This is a genomic window from Pseudomonas grandcourensis (assembly GCF_039909015.1).
Classification (GTDB): domain Bacteria; phylum Pseudomonadota; class Gammaproteobacteria; order Pseudomonadales; family Pseudomonadaceae; genus Aquipseudomonas; species Aquipseudomonas grandcourensis.
In genome coordinates, this window is record NZ_CP150919.1 from 4154467 (window position 1) to 4173138 (window position 18672).

General features: G+C 60.7%; 18 protein-coding genes. 15 read left to right on the forward strand and 3 right to left on the reverse strand.

The window, feature by feature from the left end; all coding sequences use genetic code 11:
- Positions 1–142 precede the first annotated feature (142 nt).
- Positions 143–661 carry a type VI secretion system tube protein Hcp gene (locus tag AABM52_RS18460; protein WP_007978712.1) on the forward strand — a complete coding sequence of 173 codons (519 nt, stop codon included), beginning with the start codon at positions 143–145 and terminating at the stop codon, positions 659–661.
- A 94-nt stretch (positions 662–755) separates the two neighbouring features.
- Positions 756–1853, forward strand: coding sequence for a type VI secretion system protein TssA (gene tssA, locus AABM52_RS18465; protein WP_347907350.1), 1098 nt, complete (start codon positions 756–758; stop codon positions 1851–1853).
- Positions 1854–1974: 121 nt separating this feature from the next.
- Here the strand turns inward: tssA and AABM52_RS18470 are convergent, their stop codons facing one another.
- Both AABM52_RS18470 and AABM52_RS18475 read right to left on the reverse strand, forming a co-directional pair.
- A complete protein-coding gene (locus AABM52_RS18470) occupies positions 1975–2334 on the reverse strand; it encodes a hypothetical protein (protein WP_347907351.1) in 360 nt (119 codons plus the stop codon).
- 800 nt (positions 2335–3134) lie between these two features.
- Positions 3135–4538, reverse strand: coding sequence for a J domain-containing protein (locus AABM52_RS18475; RefSeq protein WP_347907352.1), 1404 nt, complete (start codon positions 4536–4538; stop codon positions 3135–3137).
- A gap of 646 nt (positions 4539–5184) precedes the next feature.
- Between AABM52_RS18475 and AABM52_RS18480 the strand changes: the two genes are divergently transcribed.
- The 8 genes from AABM52_RS18480 (at position 5185) to AABM52_RS18515 (ending at position 11979) form a co-directional block, all read left to right on the forward strand.
- Complete coding sequence (locus AABM52_RS18480; protein ID WP_007978708.1) at positions 5185–5775, forward strand: amino acid synthesis family protein; 591 nt, start codon at positions 5185–5187, stop codon at positions 5773–5775.
- Positions 5776–5819: 44 nt separating this feature from the next.
- Entirely contained in the window at positions 5820–6653 is an 834-nt protein-coding gene (locus AABM52_RS18485; protein WP_347907353.1) for an alpha/beta fold hydrolase, read from the forward strand.
- Positions 6650–8131, forward strand: coding sequence for an aldehyde dehydrogenase (locus tag AABM52_RS18490; RefSeq protein ID WP_056723954.1), 1482 nt, complete (start codon positions 6650–6652; stop codon positions 8129–8131). Before AABM52_RS18485 ends, AABM52_RS18490 begins: the two co-directional genes overlap by 4 nt.
- 12 nt (positions 8132–8143) lie before the next feature.
- Positions 8144–8629: a flavin reductase family protein gene (locus AABM52_RS18495; RefSeq protein WP_110662724.1), complete on the forward strand. Its 486-nt coding sequence runs from the start codon at positions 8144–8146 to the stop codon at positions 8627–8629.
- 83 nt (positions 8630–8712) lie between these two features.
- Entirely contained in the window at positions 8713–10164 is a 1452-nt protein-coding gene (locus tag AABM52_RS18500; protein ID WP_347907355.1) for an NAD-dependent succinate-semialdehyde dehydrogenase, read from the forward strand.
- Between the two features lie 19 nt (positions 10165–10183).
- Positions 10184–10573, forward strand: a complete 390-nt coding sequence (locus AABM52_RS18505) for a carboxymuconolactone decarboxylase family protein (protein WP_008059553.1) — start codon at positions 10184–10186, stop codon at positions 10571–10573.
- An 88-nt stretch (positions 10574–10661) separates the two neighbouring features.
- A complete protein-coding gene (locus tag AABM52_RS18510) occupies positions 10662–11414 on the forward strand; it encodes a GntR family transcriptional regulator (RefSeq protein ID WP_347907356.1) in 753 nt (250 codons plus the stop codon).
- A gap of 1 nt (position 11415) precedes the next feature.
- Entirely contained in the window at positions 11416–11979 is a 564-nt protein-coding gene (locus AABM52_RS18515) for an NUDIX hydrolase (protein WP_046042559.1), read from the forward strand.
- Between the two features lie 918 nt (positions 11980–12897).
- Here AABM52_RS18515 and AABM52_RS18520 read toward each other — a convergent pair.
- Positions 12898–13194 (reverse strand): DUF1330 domain-containing protein, encoded by a 297-nt coding sequence (locus tag AABM52_RS18520; protein ID WP_347907357.1) that lies wholly within the window; start codon positions 13192–13194, stop codon positions 12898–12900.
- Between the two features lie 70 nt (positions 13195–13264).
- Between AABM52_RS18520 and ribBA the strand changes: the two genes are divergently transcribed.
- The 5 genes from ribBA to AABM52_RS18545 all read left to right on the forward strand — a co-directional run bounded on the left by ribBA (position 13265) and on the right by AABM52_RS18545 (position 18649).
- Entirely contained in the window at positions 13265–14374 is a 1110-nt protein-coding gene (gene ribBA, locus AABM52_RS18525; RefSeq protein WP_046043525.1) for a bifunctional 3,4-dihydroxy-2-butanone-4-phosphate synthase/GTP cyclohydrolase II, read from the forward strand.
- Positions 14375–14695: 321 nt separating this feature from the next.
- Complete coding sequence (locus tag AABM52_RS18530; protein WP_223515093.1) at positions 14696–15721, forward strand: ABC transporter substrate-binding protein; 1026 nt, start codon at positions 14696–14698, stop codon at positions 15719–15721.
- Positions 15718–16662 (forward strand): ABC transporter permease, encoded by a 945-nt coding sequence (locus tag AABM52_RS18535; protein ID WP_347907358.1) that lies wholly within the window; start codon positions 15718–15720, stop codon positions 16660–16662. The genes AABM52_RS18530 and AABM52_RS18535 overlap by 4 nt, the downstream gene beginning before the upstream one ends.
- Positions 16663–16668: 6 nt before the next feature.
- The gene (locus AABM52_RS18540; protein WP_007976227.1) at positions 16669–17478 is read left to right on the forward strand and encodes an ABC transporter permease; all 810 of its coding nucleotides are present in this window, start codon (positions 16669–16671) and stop codon (positions 17476–17478) included.
- A 16-nt stretch (positions 17479–17494) separates the two neighbouring features.
- Positions 17495–18649: an ABC transporter ATP-binding protein gene (locus tag AABM52_RS18545; protein ID WP_347907359.1), complete on the forward strand. Its 1155-nt coding sequence runs from the start codon at positions 17495–17497 to the stop codon at positions 18647–18649.
- The last annotated feature ends 23 nt before the right edge of the window (positions 18650–18672 follow it).

Consider the following 18672-nt stretch of genomic DNA (forward strand, 5'->3'; position numbering starts at 1 on the left):
ATACCGGTACCCGGGTCATCTCGACGAGAGACCCGGGCCGGCATAAGACACCTCTGTTGATCGATTCAAAGAGGTTAAAACGAAGGGTTGCGACCTGCTTGCAGGTGACAGCCCTTTAAATGAAGGTAAGGAGAAAATAGAAATGGCATTTGACGCATACATCCAGATCGACGGCATTCCAGGTGAAGTTCTGGACGACAAACACAAGGATTGGATCGAAGTGCTGGGCTACGAGTACGGCGCAACCCAGGCGACTTCCGCGACGGCCAGCTCTTCGGGCGGTGCTTCGTCGGAGCGTGTTGCGTTGAGCGACTTCAGCATCCGCAAAGCCGTGGACAAGGCTTCTGCCAAGCTGTTCGAAGCCTGCTGCAAAGGCACGCACATCGCCAAGATCCAGCTGAACGTGAACCGTGCCGGTGGCGACAAGGTGACCTACCTGACCATCAACCTGGAAGAAGTCGTGGTGTCGTCCGTGAAAGCGGTCGCCGGCGGCAGCCAGAACGGTGAAGACAAAGCGGTTGGCGATCTGCCGATCGAAGAAATCAGCTTCAACTTCGCCCGCATCAAGACCACCTACACCCAGCAGAGCCGTGCAGATGGCCAGGGCGGCGGCAACGTCACCGGTGGTTGGGATCGCACCGCGAACAAGGTTTTCGCATAACACCGTGGTAATGACGGGCCGCGCACGCGGCTCGTTTTCGGCACCGTGCCTGCCCGGCGGGCGCGGTGTTCTTTTAGTCTGATCAGAGTTTCCCATGTCTGAATTTCTCAACGACCTTTCGCTGGCCGAACTGACCGCGCCCATCAATGAGGGGAGCGGCGAAGACCTGAGCTTTTCCACCTTGTTCGATCAGGTGAAAGAAGCACGGCGAGCAGACCCCGATTACCTGACCCAGGGTGACTGGCAAACCGATCTGAAGTCATCCGACTGGGATCTGACCCTCACCCTGGCTGCCCAGGGCCTTGCTCGACAGAGCAAGGACCTGATGCTCGTCGCCTGGCTCAGCGAAGCCCTGGCGCACAAATATCATTTCACCGGTATCACCTTCGGCCTGACCCTGGCCGAACGCCTGCTGGACAATTTCTGGACCGGCCTCTTCCCTTCCCTCGAAGATGGGGTCGATGAACGCGCTGCCCGCCTGGCGTGGATGAAAACGTCGCTGGCGGATGTGGTGGGCGGACTGCCCATCACCCAAGGCCAACAGTACGGCCTGCTGCGATATGACGAGTCCCGGCACGTCGAAAACCTGGCGTTGCAGAACCCCCAGGCCATGCGCGCCGCCCTCGACGAAGGCAAGATCAACGCCGAGGTGTTCCAGCGCTCGGTGGTGCTGACCGACTCCGATCACCTGCGCCAGAAGGCCGCCGAAATCGCCGCCAGCGTGAACGCCTGCCAGCAACTGCAGAGCACTGCCGACAGGCTGTTCGGCCACGACGCGCCGAGTTTTGCCGGGCTCCATGACGTGTTGTCCCGCGCAGGCCAACTGGCCGAGAAACTGCTCAAGGATCGCGGTATCGAACTGCACCCGGCCCCTGTCGCGCCCACCCCGACCGTCTCCGAAAACGCTGGCGCACAACCTGCAGGTGCCGCAATGACCCAGACCCAGCAAGACATCCCAGTCACACCGCTGCGCACCACACCGCAAACCCGCGACGAGGCATTCACCCTGCTGGCGGGCATCGCGCAGTTCTTCAAGCAGACCGAACCCCAGAGCCCCGTCCCCTACCTGATCGAACGGGCGATCAAATGGGGCAACATGCCGCTCGAGGGTTGGCTGAATGATGTGATCAAGGACAGCAATGTGGTGGACAACATCCGCGATGTGCTGGGGACCAAGGAAGCGAAGTCCTGATTGTTCAAACGCCGAGAAACCTGTGGCGAGGGGGCTTGCCCCCGTTGGGCTGCGCAGCAGCCCCAAAAAAGAGACCGCCGCGCATCACCGTGAGCAACCCACTCTCTCAAGCGAACCGCACCTACTCAGGCGGATCAATCTGATCAAGCACCCGGTTCGCCGTGATCTCCGCCAACATCACACTGTTGGAAATCCCCAGCAGCGCATTGCGCGATCCACCGTCCAAGTGATCCACCAACTGGTGAACCATCACATCCACCGAGGCCAGCGTCTCAACCAGATAAACCACCAAGGTTTCGGTATCAACCTGCGGGTCGACGGTAAACAAGGTACTGACCGTACGCGGCGTGGCTTTGATATCGGCAGTCGAGGGGAAGTGGAAATCGAGGGTGCGCTTGGCGGCTTCGGTGAGTTTGTTTGAATCGGGTTCGTACGGGGATGCCGGATCGGTGTCCGGCGGGTTGGGGGTGACCTTGAACATTGGCTCTATCCTCATAAGAGTGAGGCTACAACCCGTTCGCTGCTAAACGATATGGGAGGCAGCTGTGCGCAGGTTAGCAGACCGATGAGCCAAGAAATCGGCGCGCCGAAGCGCCCTGCGCACAACCACCATCAAGTGCAGGTATGGGATACCTGTTTGATAGAGACATCATGCGTCTTGACATCAACGGGCTGCTAAACCCGATCACTGATGGGCAGTGATGCGAATCAAGTTACCGAGCGGACCCCAGGCGCACAAGCCGGCGGATTCTGGCGTAACCGTAGGCAACGGCGCAAGGTCTTGTAGCTTTCGGGGCGTAACCTACAACGCATTTAAACAAGAGTTCTTTGGCGATTTGATTGATCTGATGTGCACCTCTTATACGAAGTGAAATCCAGGTGCAGGCTAGTCGCGAGTTCACCGACGAAGAGCAGCTCGGTGCACTAATGACCTCAGGCGATGAGCTGTCCAGACGCGCACGGCAACTGGTAAAACTCATCGTGGGCCACATGATTCACATTGAATCCATCTACGCTCAAATTTACATATGTGCCGCCGAGCGATACATTCTGAAAAGCAATTCTCACTACGGCGTCGATTTGAATCAACGCGACGACAAGCAGCAAGTTAAATTTATGCCAGACGCTATATAAAATATACTAGCGTCCATTGAACATTCTCAATGTGCTCTCCAACGGTAGAAAAACAGCTGATAACATCTGAATACTACACGGACTGCAGCACCACAATTTTTATTGGCTCGCATGAATAATGAAGTACTTTGAAGCCTTTCAAGTTCTTTAGAACTCATCCTCTGAAAGCCCGTAAGTCGCAGTGTTGCCATTCGCCACTTTGTAGAGAGTAAGCGTGATAACACTGTACTGGGTCCCTTTGTATGTGGTGGATTCAGTTAGCTCCATAGATTCCGAGCGCGAAAGACCGCCGGAAGTCAGATCGCGATACCGTACATCAAAGTTGCCAGCAGTGAGATTTTTCATGGTAAAGCTACTGTGTGCAGGAATAAAAATCTGCCTTGCCGGCCGGGCTAGCTTACCTTCCAACGCAACGAGTTTCAGCAGAACGTCCGAGTTGTTCTGCCCATTGTCGATCGTCACCTCCGAGTGGCCAGTCTTGTGCGTTTGTGGTTCACCAACCAAGTACCCCGCGGTTTTAGGCCATGGCCGGCCATTTGGGGCCATCTTCGAACGCACATAGGCCGGTTTTTTTGCCACCACCGTCTGTGGGGTGTTGGTAGCCGACGCAGGCTGAACAACCATACCACCCGACACATTTGTGGAAGTTGCTAATGGGGCAGGTTGCGCGGAATACGGCATTGGCCCACGAGGCGGAGAATAGTGTGATTGGGGATAATTAATTATCGCGATGGCGATCACTCCAGCCGCCGCAGCAATCGCACCAAGATGGACAAAAAAACGACCGTGTATGGGGCCCCAGCTGTTTTTCAATCGATTGGCTTTGTTGTTGCTACCCAATTCGGCCATGAATGCTTCAAGGTTGCTGAGCAGACTGTCTCGCTCAGTTTCTTCCGCACTTTTACGGCTAGGTGTATTCGGCACTTTCCTGCAGTACTTTATCGCGTTTTCGGCGAGTGACTGTGCCAGGTCAGGGCGTCCAGTCGCATAGAAATAGTAAGCTTGGTAACCCAGCAATCTAGCATTTTCAAGCGGTGGATGCGTGCCACCGAACATGTTGCTCACCAATGCGTGCGCAGTGTAAAGCGGCCCCCATGGAAAGCCCCACCAACCAAGCAACCAACTGGTTGCTGATGCTTTCAGAGACTGTTTCTGAGCACACTCACTGCAGTACACACCAGCGATAGGTTTGCGAATTGTTGCCACAAGGAAGCTTTTTACAGATCGGAATACCACGACTCTTGGTTGAGCCGAAACTTTTGTGCAGAGAGAACAGACGATAGGGTCTGGCACTTGAGATGTCGCGGGATCAGTGCCAGCAGTTTGAGTACCCACGCTGTCATATTCGGTCCTGGAGACGGGGTTCGATAGCACCGCATAAGCTTCATTTAAGAATTGAAATTGCCGGGTGGTATCGTTTCCAGGGTTGCGATCAGGGTGTAGCTCCATGGCGCGCCTTCGATAGGCGGCCTTGATCTGATCATCCCCGACGGTCGAGGTTAACCCCATGACTAAGTAATATCCCTTAGGATCATCTTTGTCGTGTCGCATTTAACGATCCTTGTCACGCCGGCGAGGTACCAGGCACATTGTTTTTATATTAGGAAAGGGTGTCATCCATCCCTCAGCCTCAACATTAGCCGCTGAAAGTACTCCATCGAACAATCACGAGAGATGGTGATTTCCTAGGGACACATCATAGTAGCCATATGCTACTTTTTTCGTCCATCGTAATTGCTCGTCGGCGGCATATCTTTGGCGGTTTGGGCATCCTTACTACCAGTACTGGTCGGTCGTCGTCCTAACGCCCACCTCCCTAAACTTTGCGCACCATTTCCATAGCAGCACACCTCCCAACCTCGCCGCCCCCAGCAAGTCGACGCCACCTCGCCGAGCAAGTGGCAAAGGACAGCTATAAAAATATTTGCGCCCTACTATCACCTAATCACCGCCAACAACCCGGTACTGGGCGTGTACTACCAGCACCACGTCGGTTTCCTTGACGCACAACCACCCGCAGTGAAAGGTCCGCTCCCCATTGAGTTGGCCAAGGGCGAAGCTGGTGTCATCAGTCCGGCGACTCGGTAAGCGAACTTTTACCTGCCATCCAGCCAGAAACTCCGTTCGGGGACTTGTGCTATCGGTATTATGGTATACCATCAGACGCACAGACACCCAAACCTCTACGGAGCAGCTCATGAGTTTCGAAATCCGCAAGATCGTCAGCTATGTCGAAGAAACCTTTATTGAAGGCGGCAAAGCCACCGATAAGCCCGTGACCATGGTCGGTCTGGCCGTGGTGATGAAGAACCCCTGGCTGGGCAACGGTTTCGTCGAAGACCTGAAACCACAGATCCGCGCCAACTGCTCCGACCTCGGCGCGCTGATGGTCGAGCGTCTGGTGGGCATCATTGGCGGCGCCGAGAAAATCGAAGCTTACGGCAAGGCTGCGGTGGTCGGCGCCGACGGCGAGATCGAGCACGCTTCGGCGGTGATCCACACCCTGCGCTTCGGCAACCATTACCGCGAAGCGGTCAAGGCCAAGAGCTACCTGAGCTTCACCAACAAGCGCGGCGGCCCGGGCACCTCGATCCAGATCCCGATGATGCACAAGGACGACGAAGGCCTGCGTTCGCACTACATCACCCTGGAAATGCAGATCGAAGACGCCCCGCGTGCCGACGAGATCGTCGTGGTCCTGGGTTGCGCCGACGGCGGCCGCCTGCACCCGCGCATCGGCAACCGCTACATCGACCTGGAAGAACTGGCAGCCGAAAAAGCCCAGTAACCGGCCAGCAGAACGACAACAAGAAGGCATTGCAGGAGCGCTCCATGATTCGGCTCACCGCTGAACTCACCCCGGCTGGCACCAGTTACCTGGCGACCGGCCAAGGCCAGCCCGTGGTCTTGATCCACGGCGTGGGCCTGAACAAAGAAATGTGGGGCGGCCAGATCGTTGGCCTGGCCACGAAGTACCGCGTCATCGCCTACGACATGCTCGGCCATGGCGCCAGCCCGCGCCCGGAAAGCGGCACGCCGCTGCTCGGCTATGCCGACCAGTTGCTGGAGCTGCTCGACCACCTGCAATTGCCCAAGGCAACGGTGATCGGTTTTTCCATGGGCGGGCTGGTGGCGCGGGCTTTTGCCCTGCACTACCCGCAACGCCTGGAAGGCCTGGTGGTGCTCAACAGCGTGTTCAACCGCAGCGCCGAACAGCGTGCCGGGGTCATCGCCCGCACCAGCCAGGCCGCCGAACACGGGCCGGACGCCAATGCCGAAGCGGCGCTGTCGCGCTGGTTCAGCCGCGAATACCAGGCCGCGAACCCGGCGCAGATCGCCGCGATTCGCCAGACCCTGGCCGGCAATGACCCCCAGGGTTACCTGACCACTTATGAACTGTTCGCCACCCAGGACATGTACCGCGCCGACGACCTGGCCAGCATCCAGGTGCCGACGCTGATCGCCACCGGCGAGCTGGACCCCGGTTCGACCCCGGAAATGGCCAGGCAACTGGCCGAACGCATTCCCGGTGCGACCGTTGCCGTGCTCGCCGAGCAACGGCATATGATGCCGGTAGAGTCGCCGCGCCTGGTCAACCAGCTGTTGCTGGAGTTTCTGCAGACCGCGCACTCCCAACAAAACCAGATCAAGGGGATCGTTGCATGACACTCGCACGCTTCCAGATGTGCATCGGCGGTGAATGGGTCGATGCCCTGTCCGGCAAGACCTTCGAAAGCCTCAACCCGGCGCTGGCCGAGCCTTGGGCTGAACTGCCCGACGCCGACGAAGCCGATGTCGAGCGCGCCGTACAAGCCGCGCAAACCGCTTTCGACAGCCCGGCATGGCGCGGTTTGACCGCCACCGCTCGCGGCAAACTGCTGCGTCGCCTGGGCGACCTGATCGCCGAGAACAAGGAACAACTGGCGCAGCTGGAAAGCCGCGACAACGGCAAGCTGATCCGTGAAACCCGTGGTCAGGTTGGCTATCTGCCGGAGTTCTTCCACTACACCGCAGGCTTGGCGGACAAGCTCGAAGGCGGCACCCTGCCGCTGGACAAGCCGGACCTGTTTGCCTACACCGTGCACGAAGCCATGGGCGTGGTCGCCGCGATCATTCCGTGGAACAGCCCGCTGTACCTGACCGCGATCAAACTCGCCCCGGCCCTCGCCGCGGGCAACACCATCGTGATCAAGCCGTCGGAACACGCCTCGGCGACCATCCTCGAACTGGCACGCCTGGCGCTGGAAGCCGGGATTCCGCCGGGGGTGGTCAACGTTGTCACCGGTTATGGCCCGAGCACCGGCGCCGCCCTCACCCGCCATCCGCTGATCCGCAAGATCGCCTTCACCGGCGGCGCGGCCACAGCACGGCATGTGGTGCGCAGCAGCGCGGAGAACTTCGCCAAACTGTCGCTGGAACTGGGGGGAAAATCGCCGAACATCATCTTCGCCGACGCCGACCTCGACAGCGCGATCAACGGCGCCATCGCCGGGATCTACGCGGCCTCCGGGCAGAGCTGCGTGTCCGGTTCGCGCTTGCTGGTGCAGGACGAGATCTACGACGAGTTCGTCGGCCGTTTGGTGGAACGCGCCCAGCGCATCCGCATCGGCAACCCCCAGGACGACAGCAGCGAAATGGGCCCGATGGCCACCGCCCAGCAACTGGCCGTGGTCGAAGGCCTGGTGGCCGATGCCATCGCCGAAGGTGCGCGCCTGCGCCTGGGCGGCAAGCGTCCGGAGAATCTGGGCGACGGCTGGTTCTACGAGCCAACGCTGTTCGAGTGCGACCGCAATTCGATGAAGATCATGCAGGAAGAAGTCTTTGGCCCGGTGGCTTCGGTCATCCGTTTCAAGGACGAAGCCGAAGCGCTGGCGATTGCCAACGACTCGCAGTTCGGCCTCGCCGCCGGCATCTGGACCCGCGACCTGGGCCGCGCCCATCGCCTGGCCCGGGACGTGCGTTCGGGGATCATCTGGGTCAACACCTACCGCGCGGTCTCGGCCATGGCGCCGATCGGCGGCTTCAAGAACAGTGGCTATGGACGCGAAAGCGGCATCGATTCGGTGCTGGCCTACACCGAGCTGAAAACGGTGTGGATCAACCTGTCCCAGGCACCGATGCCTGATCCCTTCGTGATGCGCTAGGAGTCCTGGAAAATGATCGAACCCGGCATTTACAAAGACGTGATGAGTTCGTTCCCGTCCGGGGTCACGGTGGTCACCACCCTGGACCCGGACGGCGGCATCGTAGGCATTACCGCCAGCGCGTTCAGTGCGCTGTCGATCGACCCGGCGCTGGTGCTGTTCTGCCCCAACTACGGCTCCGACACCTACCCGGTGCTGCGCGACAGCAAGCAGTTCGCGATTCATTTGCTGTCCGCCGAGCAGACCGCCGAAGCCTACGCCTTCGCCGGTAAAGGCAAGGACAAGGCCAAAGGCATCGAGTGGCACCTGAGCGATCTGGGTAACCCGATCCTGGCCAAGGCCACGGCGATCATCGAGTGCGAACTGTGGCGCGAATACGACGGCGGCGATCACGCGATCATCGTCGGCGCGGTGAAGAACCTGATCCTGCCCGCGCAACCGGTCACGCCGATGATCTACCACAAAGGCAAGCTGGGTCCGCTGCCCACCCTGGCCTGATGGATCAACACAATCCCCCTGTGGGAACGCCGCCCGGAGCAAGCCCGCTCCCACAGGGTCCACCACTTTACTCAGGAGCCGGCATGAGCCCAGCAGCCTCGTTACTGTTCCGCCAACAGGCCTACATCAATGGCCAATGGCTGGACGCGCCGGATGGCGCCTGTCAGGACATCTTCAACCCGGCGACCGGTGAACTCATCGGCCGGGTGCCGAACCTCGGCGCCGAACATGCACGCCTGGCCATCGACGCCGCCAACAAAGCCTGGCCAGCCTGGCGCGTACTGACCGCCAAGGAGCGCAGCAATACGCTCAAGCGCTGGCATGCCTTGATGCTGGAAAACGCCGACGCCCTGGCACACATCCTCACCCTCGAACAAGGCAAGCCACTGGCTGAAGCCAAGGGTGAAATCCTCTACGCCGCGAGCTTCATCGAGTGGTTCGCCGAAGAGGCCAAGCGCATCTACGGCGACACCATTCCCAGCCACAAGGGCGATGCACGCATCGTGGTCAGCAAGGAGCCGATTGGCGTCGTCGCGGCCATTACGCCGTGGAACTTCCCGGCGGCAATGATCACCCGCAAGGCCGGCCCGGCGCTGGCGGCTGGTTGCCCGTGCATCGTCAAGCCTGCACCGGAAACGCCGTTCTCGGCACTGGCCATGGCCGCACTGGCGGAACAGGCCGGCATTCCAGCGGGCATCTTCAACGTGATTACCGGCGACGCCATCGCCATCGGTGGCGAGCTGACTTCAAGCCCACTCGTGCGCAAATTGTCGTTCACCGGCTCCACCGCCATCGGCAAGCTGCTGATGGCCCAGTGCGCGCCGACCCTGAAAAAAGTCTCGCTGGAACTGGGCGGCAACGCGCCGTTCATTGTCTTCGACGACGCCGATCTGGAACGTGCCGTCGATGGCGCGCTGATCGCCAAATTCCGCAACGCCGGGCAGACCTGCGTCTGCGTCAACCGCTTCCTGGTGCAGGACGGCATCCACGACGCCTTTGTCGCGCGCCTGGCCGAGCGGGTTTCGCAACTCAAGGTCGGCAGCGGTTTCGATGATGGTGTCACCCAAGGGCCGCTGATCAACGAGCGTGCCGTGGCCAAGGTCGAAGACCACGTGCAAGACGCGCTGGAACACGGCGCACAACTGCTGTGCGGCGGAGAACGCCATGCATTGGGCAACGGCTTCTTCCAGCCGACCGTGCTCAGCGGCGTCACCACGCAGATGAAAGTCGCCCGGGATGAAACCTTCGGTCCGTTGGCCGCCGTGTTCCGTTTCGACACCGAGGCCCAAGCCGTCGAGATGGCCAACGACACCGAATTCGGCCTGGCCGCCTACTGCTACACCCGCGACCTGGGCCGCGCCTGGCGCATGAGCGAGGCGCTGGAATACGGCATGGTCGGGATCAACGAAGGGCTGATTTCCACCGAAGTCGCGCCGTTCGGCGGCATCAAGTCCTCGGGGCTGGGCCGTGAAGGGTCGAAGTACGGCATCGAGGATTACCTGGAACTCAAATACACCTTGATGGGCGGCCTCTGAGCCCACGGGAGCTACGCAAATGAGCAACGAAAAATACGAAAAAGGCCTGAAGATCCGCACCCAGGTGCTGGGCGAAGCCTACGTCAATCGTTCCATCGAGAACGCCGACGACTTCACCCGACCGTTGCAGGAAATGGTCACCGAGTATTGTTGGGGTCATGTCTGGGGTCGTGAGGGTTTGTCGCTCAAGGAGCGCAGCATGATCAACCTGGCGATGATCTCGGCGCTCAACCGGCCCCATGAACTCAAGCTGCATGTGCGCGGCGCCTTGCGTAACGGCCTGAGTCGTGAGCAAATACGCGAAATACTGCTTCAGGTCGGCATTTATTGCGGTGTCCCCGCTGCCGTAGACAGTTTCCGGCTCGCCCGTGAAGCCTTCGCCGAAGCCGATGCCGAGGCCTCCAGTTAACCCTTGGCTGTTTGATCTGACCGGGCACCCAGATTCCCGTAATCGAAGTGCTCTTTTTGCATGGACAGCCACAATCAGAGCGGACCCCATGAAACGCCTGCCACTCGACGACAGCTTCAAGGTCAATCGCAACCCCGTTACCCTGCGCGAAATCGTGCTGGATAAACTGCGAAGCGCCATCATGAACTTCCAGCTCCTGCCGGGAGACCGTCTGGTCGAACGCGATCTGTGCGATCGCCTGGGCGTCAGCCGTACCTCCGTGCGCGAAGCCTTGCGTCACCTGGAATCCGAAGGCCTGGTGGAATTCGCCGACGCCAAGGGCCCGCGTGTCGCAATCATTACCCTGGCCGACGCCGTGGACATCTACGAGCTGCGCTGCGTACTCGAAGGGCTGATCGTGCAACTGTTCACCCTGCGCGCCAAGGCCAAGGACATCAAGGCCCTGGAAAAAGCCCTCGAAGAAAACCGCAAGGCGCTGAAAGACGGCGAGCTGCAGCAGGTCATCGACTCGGTGCAGGGTTTCTACGATGTGCTGCTCGAAGGCTCGGGCAACCATGTCGCGGCCACTCAACTGCGCCAGTTGCAGGCACGCATCAGCTACCTGCGCGCGACCTCGGTGTCCCAGGAAAACCGTCGCGGCGCCAGCAACCAGGAAATGGAACGCATGGTCGAGGCGATCAAGGGCGGTGACCCGCTGGTCGCCCACCAGGCGTGCGTCGACCACGTGCGTGCGGCCGCTGCCGTGGCCCTGGACTACCTCAAGCGCAAGCAGGAAGAAACCGGCGACATCCCGGCGATCACCCAGCCCATCGCGCTGAAAGAACCGCGCATAGGTCGCTGACATGTTCAGCCCGAGCTTTTGCCCAAAGTGCGGCAGCGCTGACCTAGGTCAGCAGGTGCCGCCGGGCGATACGCACGAGCGCCTGATGTGCCGCGGTTGCGGCTACATCCACTACATCAATCCGAAGATCATTGCCGGCTGCATCATCGAGCAGGACGGCAAGTACCTGTTGTGCCAACGCGCGATTCCGCCGCGTCCGGGCACCTGGACGCTGCCGGCGGGCTTCATGGAAAGCGGCGAGACCACCGAGCAGGCGGCCTTGCGCGAGGTCTGGGAAGAAAGCGGCGTGCGTGCGGAAATCGTCTCGCCCTATTCGATCTTCAGCGTGCCGCAGATCAGCGAGGTGTACATCATCTTCCGCGCCATCGCGCTGGAGATTACCGGGCAGTACGGGCCGGAAACCCTCGACTACAAGTTCTTCGCGCCTGAGGATATTCCTTGGGACAGCATCTACTACCCGGCGATTCGGCAGATCCTTGAGCGCTATATCGAGGAGCGTCAGGCTGGGGTGTATGGCATTTATATGGGCAATGATGACAGCGGGAAGATTCACTTTATTCGGTGATTAGCTGCGGATTTTGATCGACCACCTTCCACCTTCCACCTTCCACCTTCCACCTGCGAGCTTGCTCGCGATGGCTTTGTGTCAGGCGATGAGTGTTTTGTAGGTGTACATATCCGTTGCTGCGGTAACGGCAGCTATTGGTTCCGCTTTTACAGCGGGTCACTTGGAAAAGCCCCAAGTAACCAAGGGCTCTTGCCCCTGACATTCGGTGCCTCGCCGTGGCTCGGCATGCCCTCGCTCCGGTCCTGCTCCGTGGGCCCGTCGCCATCGGCCATCCATGGCCGGGGGCGACTAACCCGGCATCCATGCCGGGTTGCCCACTGCGCAGAACCTGCGCTCGGCCTCACGAGGGGGCGTGTACCGCAACAGCGCCCGAGGCGGCCTACCGGCCGGCCTGGTTGTTGGGGTCGTTCGTCTGTGGGGCACCTGGTGACTGGCAGATCGTCATCGCGAGCAAGCTCGCTCCCACAGGTACTCAGTACATCTGCAAGATTTCGGTCGGCTGGCAGGCCGTCTTCGCGAGCAAGCTCGCTCCCACAGAAAAGCAAAAGCAGAGCAGCCCACACCACCGCGTCGATCCTCACCACTCATCAGGCCGAGCGTTAGCTCGCCTGCAGCTTTTGATCTTGATCCACCCGCCCCCTCGGAAGGCTGAGTGGAGGTGTTCATCCGGGGACTGGCGCGCAGCGCCGTTCGACGCAGTCGAACTCATTGCATGTAGGTCGAAGCGAAGCCGACCGGAGGGCAATGCCCCCGGATGAATACCGGAGCGAAGGAACGCCGAGCCTCAGCGAGGGGCCGTACGTAAGGGGCGAGACTTTTTGGTTCCTTTTGTGTCGTTTGACAAAAGGGACTCGCCGTAAGGGCGAAACCATAAGCCGCCGTTACCGCAGCAACGGATATGTACTCAGTCCCTTTTTAGAGCGGCCCCACACCCTCGACAATAATCACCTCAGCCAAAGCCACCCCTTCACGATACCCCCTAGCCTCCTGATACAACGCCGAGTGATAGCAAGCCACCGCCTGCTCATAGGAATCAAACTCGATCACCACACTGCGCTGCGGCGTAGACCGGCCTTCCATCGCCTCGCTACGCCCACCCCGCGCCAGAATCCGACCGCCATACAGAGCAAACGCCTTGGGCGCCCGCTGAGTGTATTGGCTGTATTGATCAGGGTCGGTGACATCCACATGAGCAATCCAGTACGCCTTCATAGTGACATCTCGGTTTATTTTGTATTATGGTATACCACAGAACCCATCCAACAAACACTGAGACTCCAGCATGGCCTTCAACAGCATCGAAGAAATCATCGAAGATTACCGCCTCGGCAAAATGGTCCTGCTGGTCGACGATGAAGACCGGGAAAACGAAGGCGACCTGTTGCTGGCCGCCGACTGCTGCACACCCGAGGCGATCAGCTTCATGGCCCGTGAAGCCCGGGGCCTGATATGCCTGACCTTGACCGACGAGCACTGCAAACGCCTGGGCCTGGAGCAGATGGTGCCGAGCAACGGCAGCGTGTTCAGCACCGCGTTCACCGTGTCCATCGAGGCCGCCGTCGGCGTGACCACCGGCATCTCCGCAGCGGATCGCGCTTGCACCGTGGCCGCTGCCGTCGCCGCCCATGCCGGCCCCGCCGACATCGTGCAACCCGGCCACATCTTTCCGTTGCGCGCCCGGGAAGGCGGCGTGCTGACCCGCGCCGGCCATACCGAAGCCGGCTGCGACCTGGCACGCCTGGCCGGCCACACGCCCGCATCGGTGATCGTCGAAGTGATGAACGACGACGGCACCATGGCCCGGCGCCCGGACCTGGAAGTATTCGCGCGCAAGCACGGGATCAAGATCGGCACCATCGCCGACCTGATTCACTATCGCCTGAGCACCGAGCACACCATCGTGCGCATCGGTGAACGTGACCTGCCGACCGTGCACGGCACCTTTCGTCTGATCACCTTTGAGGATCGCATCGAAGGCGGTGTCCACATGGCCATGGTCATGGGCGATTTGCGCCGCGAGCAACCGACACTGGTGCGGGTGCATGTGATTGACCCGTTGCGCGACCTGGTCGGCGCCGAATACAGCGGGCCGACCAACTGGACGTTGTGGGCCGCCTTGCAGCGTGTCGCCGCCGAAGGCCACGGCGTGGTGGTGGTGCTGGCCAATCACGAATCCTCCCAGGCGTTGCTCGAGCGGGTGCCGCAATTGACCCAGCCGCCCCGGCAGTTCAGCCGTTCGCAGTCACGGATTTATTCGGAAGTGGGCACCGGTGCGCAGATCCTGCAGAACCTGGGTGTCGGCAAGCTGCGTCATCTCGGCCCGCCGCTGAAGTATGCGGGCTTGACCGGGTATGACCTGGAGGTGGTGGAGAGTATTCCATTCACCGAGTGACTCTTGGCTTAGCACATTTCCCTGTGGGAGCGAGCTTGCTCGCGATAGCGGTATGACAGTCAACACTTGTATCGACTGACACGCCCTCATCGCGAGCAGGCTCGCTCCCACAAGGATTGCGTCGCCGGGCAATCTTCAGAACCATTGAAAAATCCACTCTCGGCTGATAGCCGGTACGGCAAAGTGCTTGCACAAAGCTTGGAATACCATAATATGATATTCCATAGACCGGACAGTCAGCACTGACTCGACGGACCTACTGCTCCCGATAGGCGGGCACTCCAAAGCCCCGCTCATAAACACAACAATGAGGGCGTGAAAATGGTGTTGAACAAACGTGCGACCGCGGTTCTTTTTGCGGGACTGCTGAGCGTGACCAGCCAGGCATTGCTGGCAGCTGAAAGCGTCAACTTCGTGAGTTGGGGTGGCAGCACCCAGGATGCGCAGAAGCAGGCCTGGGCCGACCCGTTCAGCAAGGCCAGCGGCATCACCGTGGTGCAGGATGGTCCGACCGACTACGGCAAGCTCAAGGCCATGGTCGAGAGCGGCAACGTGCAGTGGGACGTGGTCGACGTCGAAGCCGACTTCGCCCTGCGCGCCGCCTCCGAAGGCTTGCTCGAACCCCTCGATTTCAAAGTCATTGACCGCGACAAGATCGACCCGCGCTTCGTCAGCGACCACGGCGTCGGCTCGTTCTTCTTCTCCTTCGTCCTCGGCTACAACGAAGGCAAGCTCGGCGCCAACAAGCCTCAGGACTGGTCCGCGCTGTTCGACACCAAGACCTACCCCGGCAAACGTGCCCTCTACAAATGGCCAAGCCCTGGCGTGCTGGAACTGGCGCTGCTGGCCGACGGTGTAGCGGCGGACAAGCTCTACCCGCTGGATCTGGATCGCGCCTTCAAAAAACTCGACACCATCAAGAAAGACATCGTCTGGTGGGGCGGCGGCGCGCAGTCGCAGCAGTTGCTGGCCTCCGGTGAAGCGAGCATGGGCCAGTTCTGGAACGGCCGGATTCACGCCCTGCAAGAAGACGGCGCCCCGGTCGGCGTAAGCTGGAAGCAGAACCTGGTCATGGCCGACATCCTGGTCATTCCCAAGGGTTCGAAAAACAAGGACGCGGCGATGAAGTTCCTGGCCAACGCCAGCAGTGCCAAGGGCCAGGCGGACTTCTCCAACCTGACCGCCTACGCCCCGGTCAACGTCGACAGCGTGCAGCGCCTGGACTCGGTGCTGGCCCCTAACCTGCCGACCGCTTACGCAAAGGATCAGATCACTCTTGATTTCGCGTACTGGGCCAAGAACGGTCCGGCCATCGCGACACGGTGGAACGAATGGCTGGTCAAATGAAAATGACGGCAACCGCGTCTCGTCCATCCACTGCCACCGGGAGCGCCACTGGCGCTGCCGGTTCGGCGCCCACCAAGGCAGCTGTGATGACGCAATCCCCTTCCCTGGCGCAGCGCTGGCGTGGCGCGAGCAACCTGGTCCCCGCCCTGCTGTTCCTCGGCCTGTTCTTTCTGGCGCCGTTGATTGGCCTGCTGCTGCGCGGCGTGCTGGAACCGGTGCCGGGCCTGGGCAACTACGAACAACTGTTCGCCAACTCGGCCTATGCCCGGGTGTTGCTCAACACCTTCTCGGTGGCCGGTCTTGTGACCCTGTTCAGCCTGTTGCTGGGCTTCCCGCTGGCCTGGGCGATCACCCTGGTGCCCCGTGGCTGGGGTCGCTGGATCCTCAGCATCGTGCTGCTGTCGATGTGGACCAGCCTGCTCGCCCGCACCTACTCCTGGCTGGTGTTGCTGCAAGCCTCCGGGGTGATCAACAAGGCGTTGATGGCCATGGGCATCATCGATCAGCCGCTGGAGATGGTGCATAACCTCACCGGCGTGGTGATCGGCATGAGCTACATCATGATCCCGTTCATCGTGCTGCCGTTGCAGGCGACCATGCAGGCCATCGACCCGATGATCTTGCAGGCCGGTTCCATCTGCGGCGCCAGCCCCTGGACCAACTTCTTCCGGGTGTTCCTGCCGCTGTGCCGGCCGGGGCTGTTTTCCGGCGGCCTGATGGTGTTCGTGATGTCCCTCGGTTACTACGTGACCCCGGCGCTGCTGGGCGGTGCGCAGAACATGATGCTGCCCGAGTTCATCATTCAGCAGGTGCAGTCGTTCCTCAACTGGGGCCTGGCCAGTGCCGGTGCCGCGTTGTTGATCGTGATCACGCTGGTGCTGTTCTACTTCTACCTGAAGCTCCAGCCGGAATCCCCGGTTGGCGCCAGCAACGCGAGGTAAGCCGTCATGCTCCTGACCCCCAATGCCATGAGCCGGCGCATGCGCTTCGGCCTGTATGCCACCACCGGGCTGATCGGTCTGTTCCTGCTGCTGCCGATCGTGTTCATCGTGCTGCTGTCGTTCGGCTCGTCCCAGTGGCTGGTGTTCCCGCCGCCGGGCTGGACGCTGAAATGGTACGGCCAGTTCTTCTCCAATGCCGACTGGATGAACGCGGCGATGGCCAGCCTGAAAGTCGCGGTGCTGACCACGTTCTTCGCCGTCGCTTTGGGCCTGCCCACTGCGTTCGCCCTGGTGCGTGGCCGCTTCCCCGGCCGGGAAATGCTCTACGGCCTGTTCACCCTGCCGATGATCGTGCCCCTGGTGATCATCGCCGTGGCGGTGTACGCGCTGTTCCTGAAACTGGGTTACACCGGGACCATGTTCGCCTTTGTGGTCAGCCATGTGATCGTCGCGTTGCCGTTCACCATCATCTCGATCATCAACTCACTGAAGCTGTTCGATCAGTCGATCGAGGATGCGGCGGTGATCTGCGGCGCCTCGCGCCTGCAAGCGGTGTTCAAGGTGACCTTCCCGGCGATCCGTCCGGGCATGGTGGCCGGCGCCCTCTTCGCCTTCCTCGTTTCGTGGGATGAAGTGGTGCTGAGCGTGATGATGGCCAGCCCGACCCTGCAAACCCTTCCCGTGAAAATGTGGACCACCCTGCGCCAGGACCTGACGCCCGTGATCGCCGTCGCTTCGACGCTGCTGATCGGCCTCTCGGTGTTGGTCATGGTCATCGCCGCTGCCCTGCGCCGGCGCAACGAAATCAGCGCTTGAGCGCCAGGAGTACGACATGAGTGCAGTGATCAAAGATTCCGCGCAGCAAAATGACAAACCCCTGGTCAGCCTGCGTAACCTGAACAAGCACTACGGCGACTTTGCCGCTGTGGACAACATCTCGCTGGACATCAAGGACGGCGAATTCCTCACCTTCCTCGGCTCCAGCGGCTCGGGCAAAAGCACCACGCTGTCGATGCTGGCCGGCTTCGAAACCCCGAGCAGCGGCGAGATCCTGGTCAACGGCCAGTCGCTGGTGAACGTGCCGCCGCACAAGCGCGACATCGGCATGGTGTTCCAGCGCTATTCGTTGTTCCCGCATCTGTCGGTACGCGACAACATCGCCTTCCCGTTGGCCATCCGCAAACTGGCTACCGCCGAGCGCGAGCGCCGGGTCGATGCGATGCTCAAACTGGTGCAGCTCGAGCAATTCGCCCATCGCCGCCCTTCGCAACTCTCCGGTGGCCAGCAGCAACGGGTCGCCATTGCCCGGGCGCTGGTCTATGAGCCGCGCATCCTGCTGATGGACGAACCCCTCGGTGCCCTGGACAAGAAACTGCGTGAAGACTTGCAGGATGAACTGCGTCAGCTGCATCGGCGCCTGGGCATCACCATCGTCTACGTGACCCACGATCAGGAAGAAGCCATGCGTTTGTCCCAGCGCATCGCGATTTTTAGCCACGGCAAGATCGTCGGCCTGGGCAGTGGTTATGACCTGTACCAGAATCCGCCGAACGCCTTTGTCGCCTCGTTCCTCGGCAACTCGAACTTCCTCAAGCTCAAGGCCCAGGGTAATGCGGTGGCGACCTTCGAGGGGCAGCCGCTGTCGATCCGACTCACCGCCGGCCTGCAAACCGATCAGGACGTGCTGTTGATGGTGCGTCCGGAAAAAGCCCTGGCCCTGAGCAATGAACAAGCCCTTGCCGAACCCCTGGCCGCCGGCTGGAACGAAGTCTCGGCCAAAGTCATGGAAGTACTGTTTCTCGGCGAAAGCCAGACCTGCAGCGTGGTCACTGCTGGCGGCACCTCGATGACGGTCAAGGCGCTGTCCGCCGCCGGCATGCCGCTCAAGGCCGGCGACCCGGTGCGGGTGCGCTGGGCCACGGCAGATGCCTGCGTGTACACCGAATGGGCCGAAAGCGACCTGAACAAGGCCGCCGGCGCTCACTGATCCATTGGCCTGCGCGCGCGGGC

Coding starts and splice junctions, on each gene's coding strand:
- AABM52_RS18460 (WP_007978712.1), top strand. CDS start 143: ATGGCATTTGACGCATACATCCAGATCGACGGCATTCCAGGTGAAGTT.
- tssA (WP_347907350.1), top strand. CDS start 756: ATGTCTGAATTTCTCAACGACCTTTCGCTGGCCGAACTGACCGCGCCC.
- AABM52_RS18470 (WP_347907351.1), bottom strand. CDS start 2,334: ATGTTCAAGGTCACCCCCAACCCGCCGGACACCGATCCGGCATCCCCG.
- AABM52_RS18475 (WP_347907352.1), bottom strand. CDS start 4,538: ATGCGACACGACAAAGATGATCCTAAGGGATATTACTTAGTCATGGGG.
- AABM52_RS18480 (WP_007978708.1), top strand. CDS start 5,185: ATGAGTTTCGAAATCCGCAAGATCGTCAGCTATGTCGAAGAAACCTTT.
- AABM52_RS18485 (WP_347907353.1), top strand. CDS start 5,820: ATGATTCGGCTCACCGCTGAACTCACCCCGGCTGGCACCAGTTACCTG.
- AABM52_RS18490 (WP_056723954.1), top strand. CDS start 6,650: ATGACACTCGCACGCTTCCAGATGTGCATCGGCGGTGAATGGGTCGAT.
- AABM52_RS18495 (WP_110662724.1), top strand. CDS start 8,144: ATGATCGAACCCGGCATTTACAAAGACGTGATGAGTTCGTTCCCGTCC.
- AABM52_RS18500 (WP_347907355.1), top strand. CDS start 8,713: ATGAGCCCAGCAGCCTCGTTACTGTTCCGCCAACAGGCCTACATCAAT.
- AABM52_RS18505 (WP_008059553.1), top strand. CDS start 10,184: ATGAGCAACGAAAAATACGAAAAAGGCCTGAAGATCCGCACCCAGGTG.
- AABM52_RS18510 (WP_347907356.1), top strand. CDS start 10,662: ATGAAACGCCTGCCACTCGACGACAGCTTCAAGGTCAATCGCAACCCC.
- AABM52_RS18515 (WP_046042559.1), top strand. CDS start 11,416: ATGTTCAGCCCGAGCTTTTGCCCAAAGTGCGGCAGCGCTGACCTAGGT.
- AABM52_RS18520 (WP_347907357.1), bottom strand. CDS start 13,194: ATGAAGGCGTACTGGATTGCTCATGTGGATGTCACCGACCCTGATCAA.
- ribBA (WP_046043525.1), top strand. CDS start 13,265: ATGGCCTTCAACAGCATCGAAGAAATCATCGAAGATTACCGCCTCGGC.
- AABM52_RS18530 (WP_223515093.1), top strand. CDS start 14,696: ATGGTGTTGAACAAACGTGCGACCGCGGTTCTTTTTGCGGGACTGCTG.
- AABM52_RS18535 (WP_347907358.1), top strand. CDS start 15,718: ATGAAAATGACGGCAACCGCGTCTCGTCCATCCACTGCCACCGGGAGC.
- AABM52_RS18540 (WP_007976227.1), top strand. CDS start 16,669: ATGCTCCTGACCCCCAATGCCATGAGCCGGCGCATGCGCTTCGGCCTG.
- AABM52_RS18545 (WP_347907359.1), top strand. CDS start 17,495: ATGAGTGCAGTGATCAAAGATTCCGCGCAGCAAAATGACAAACCCCTG.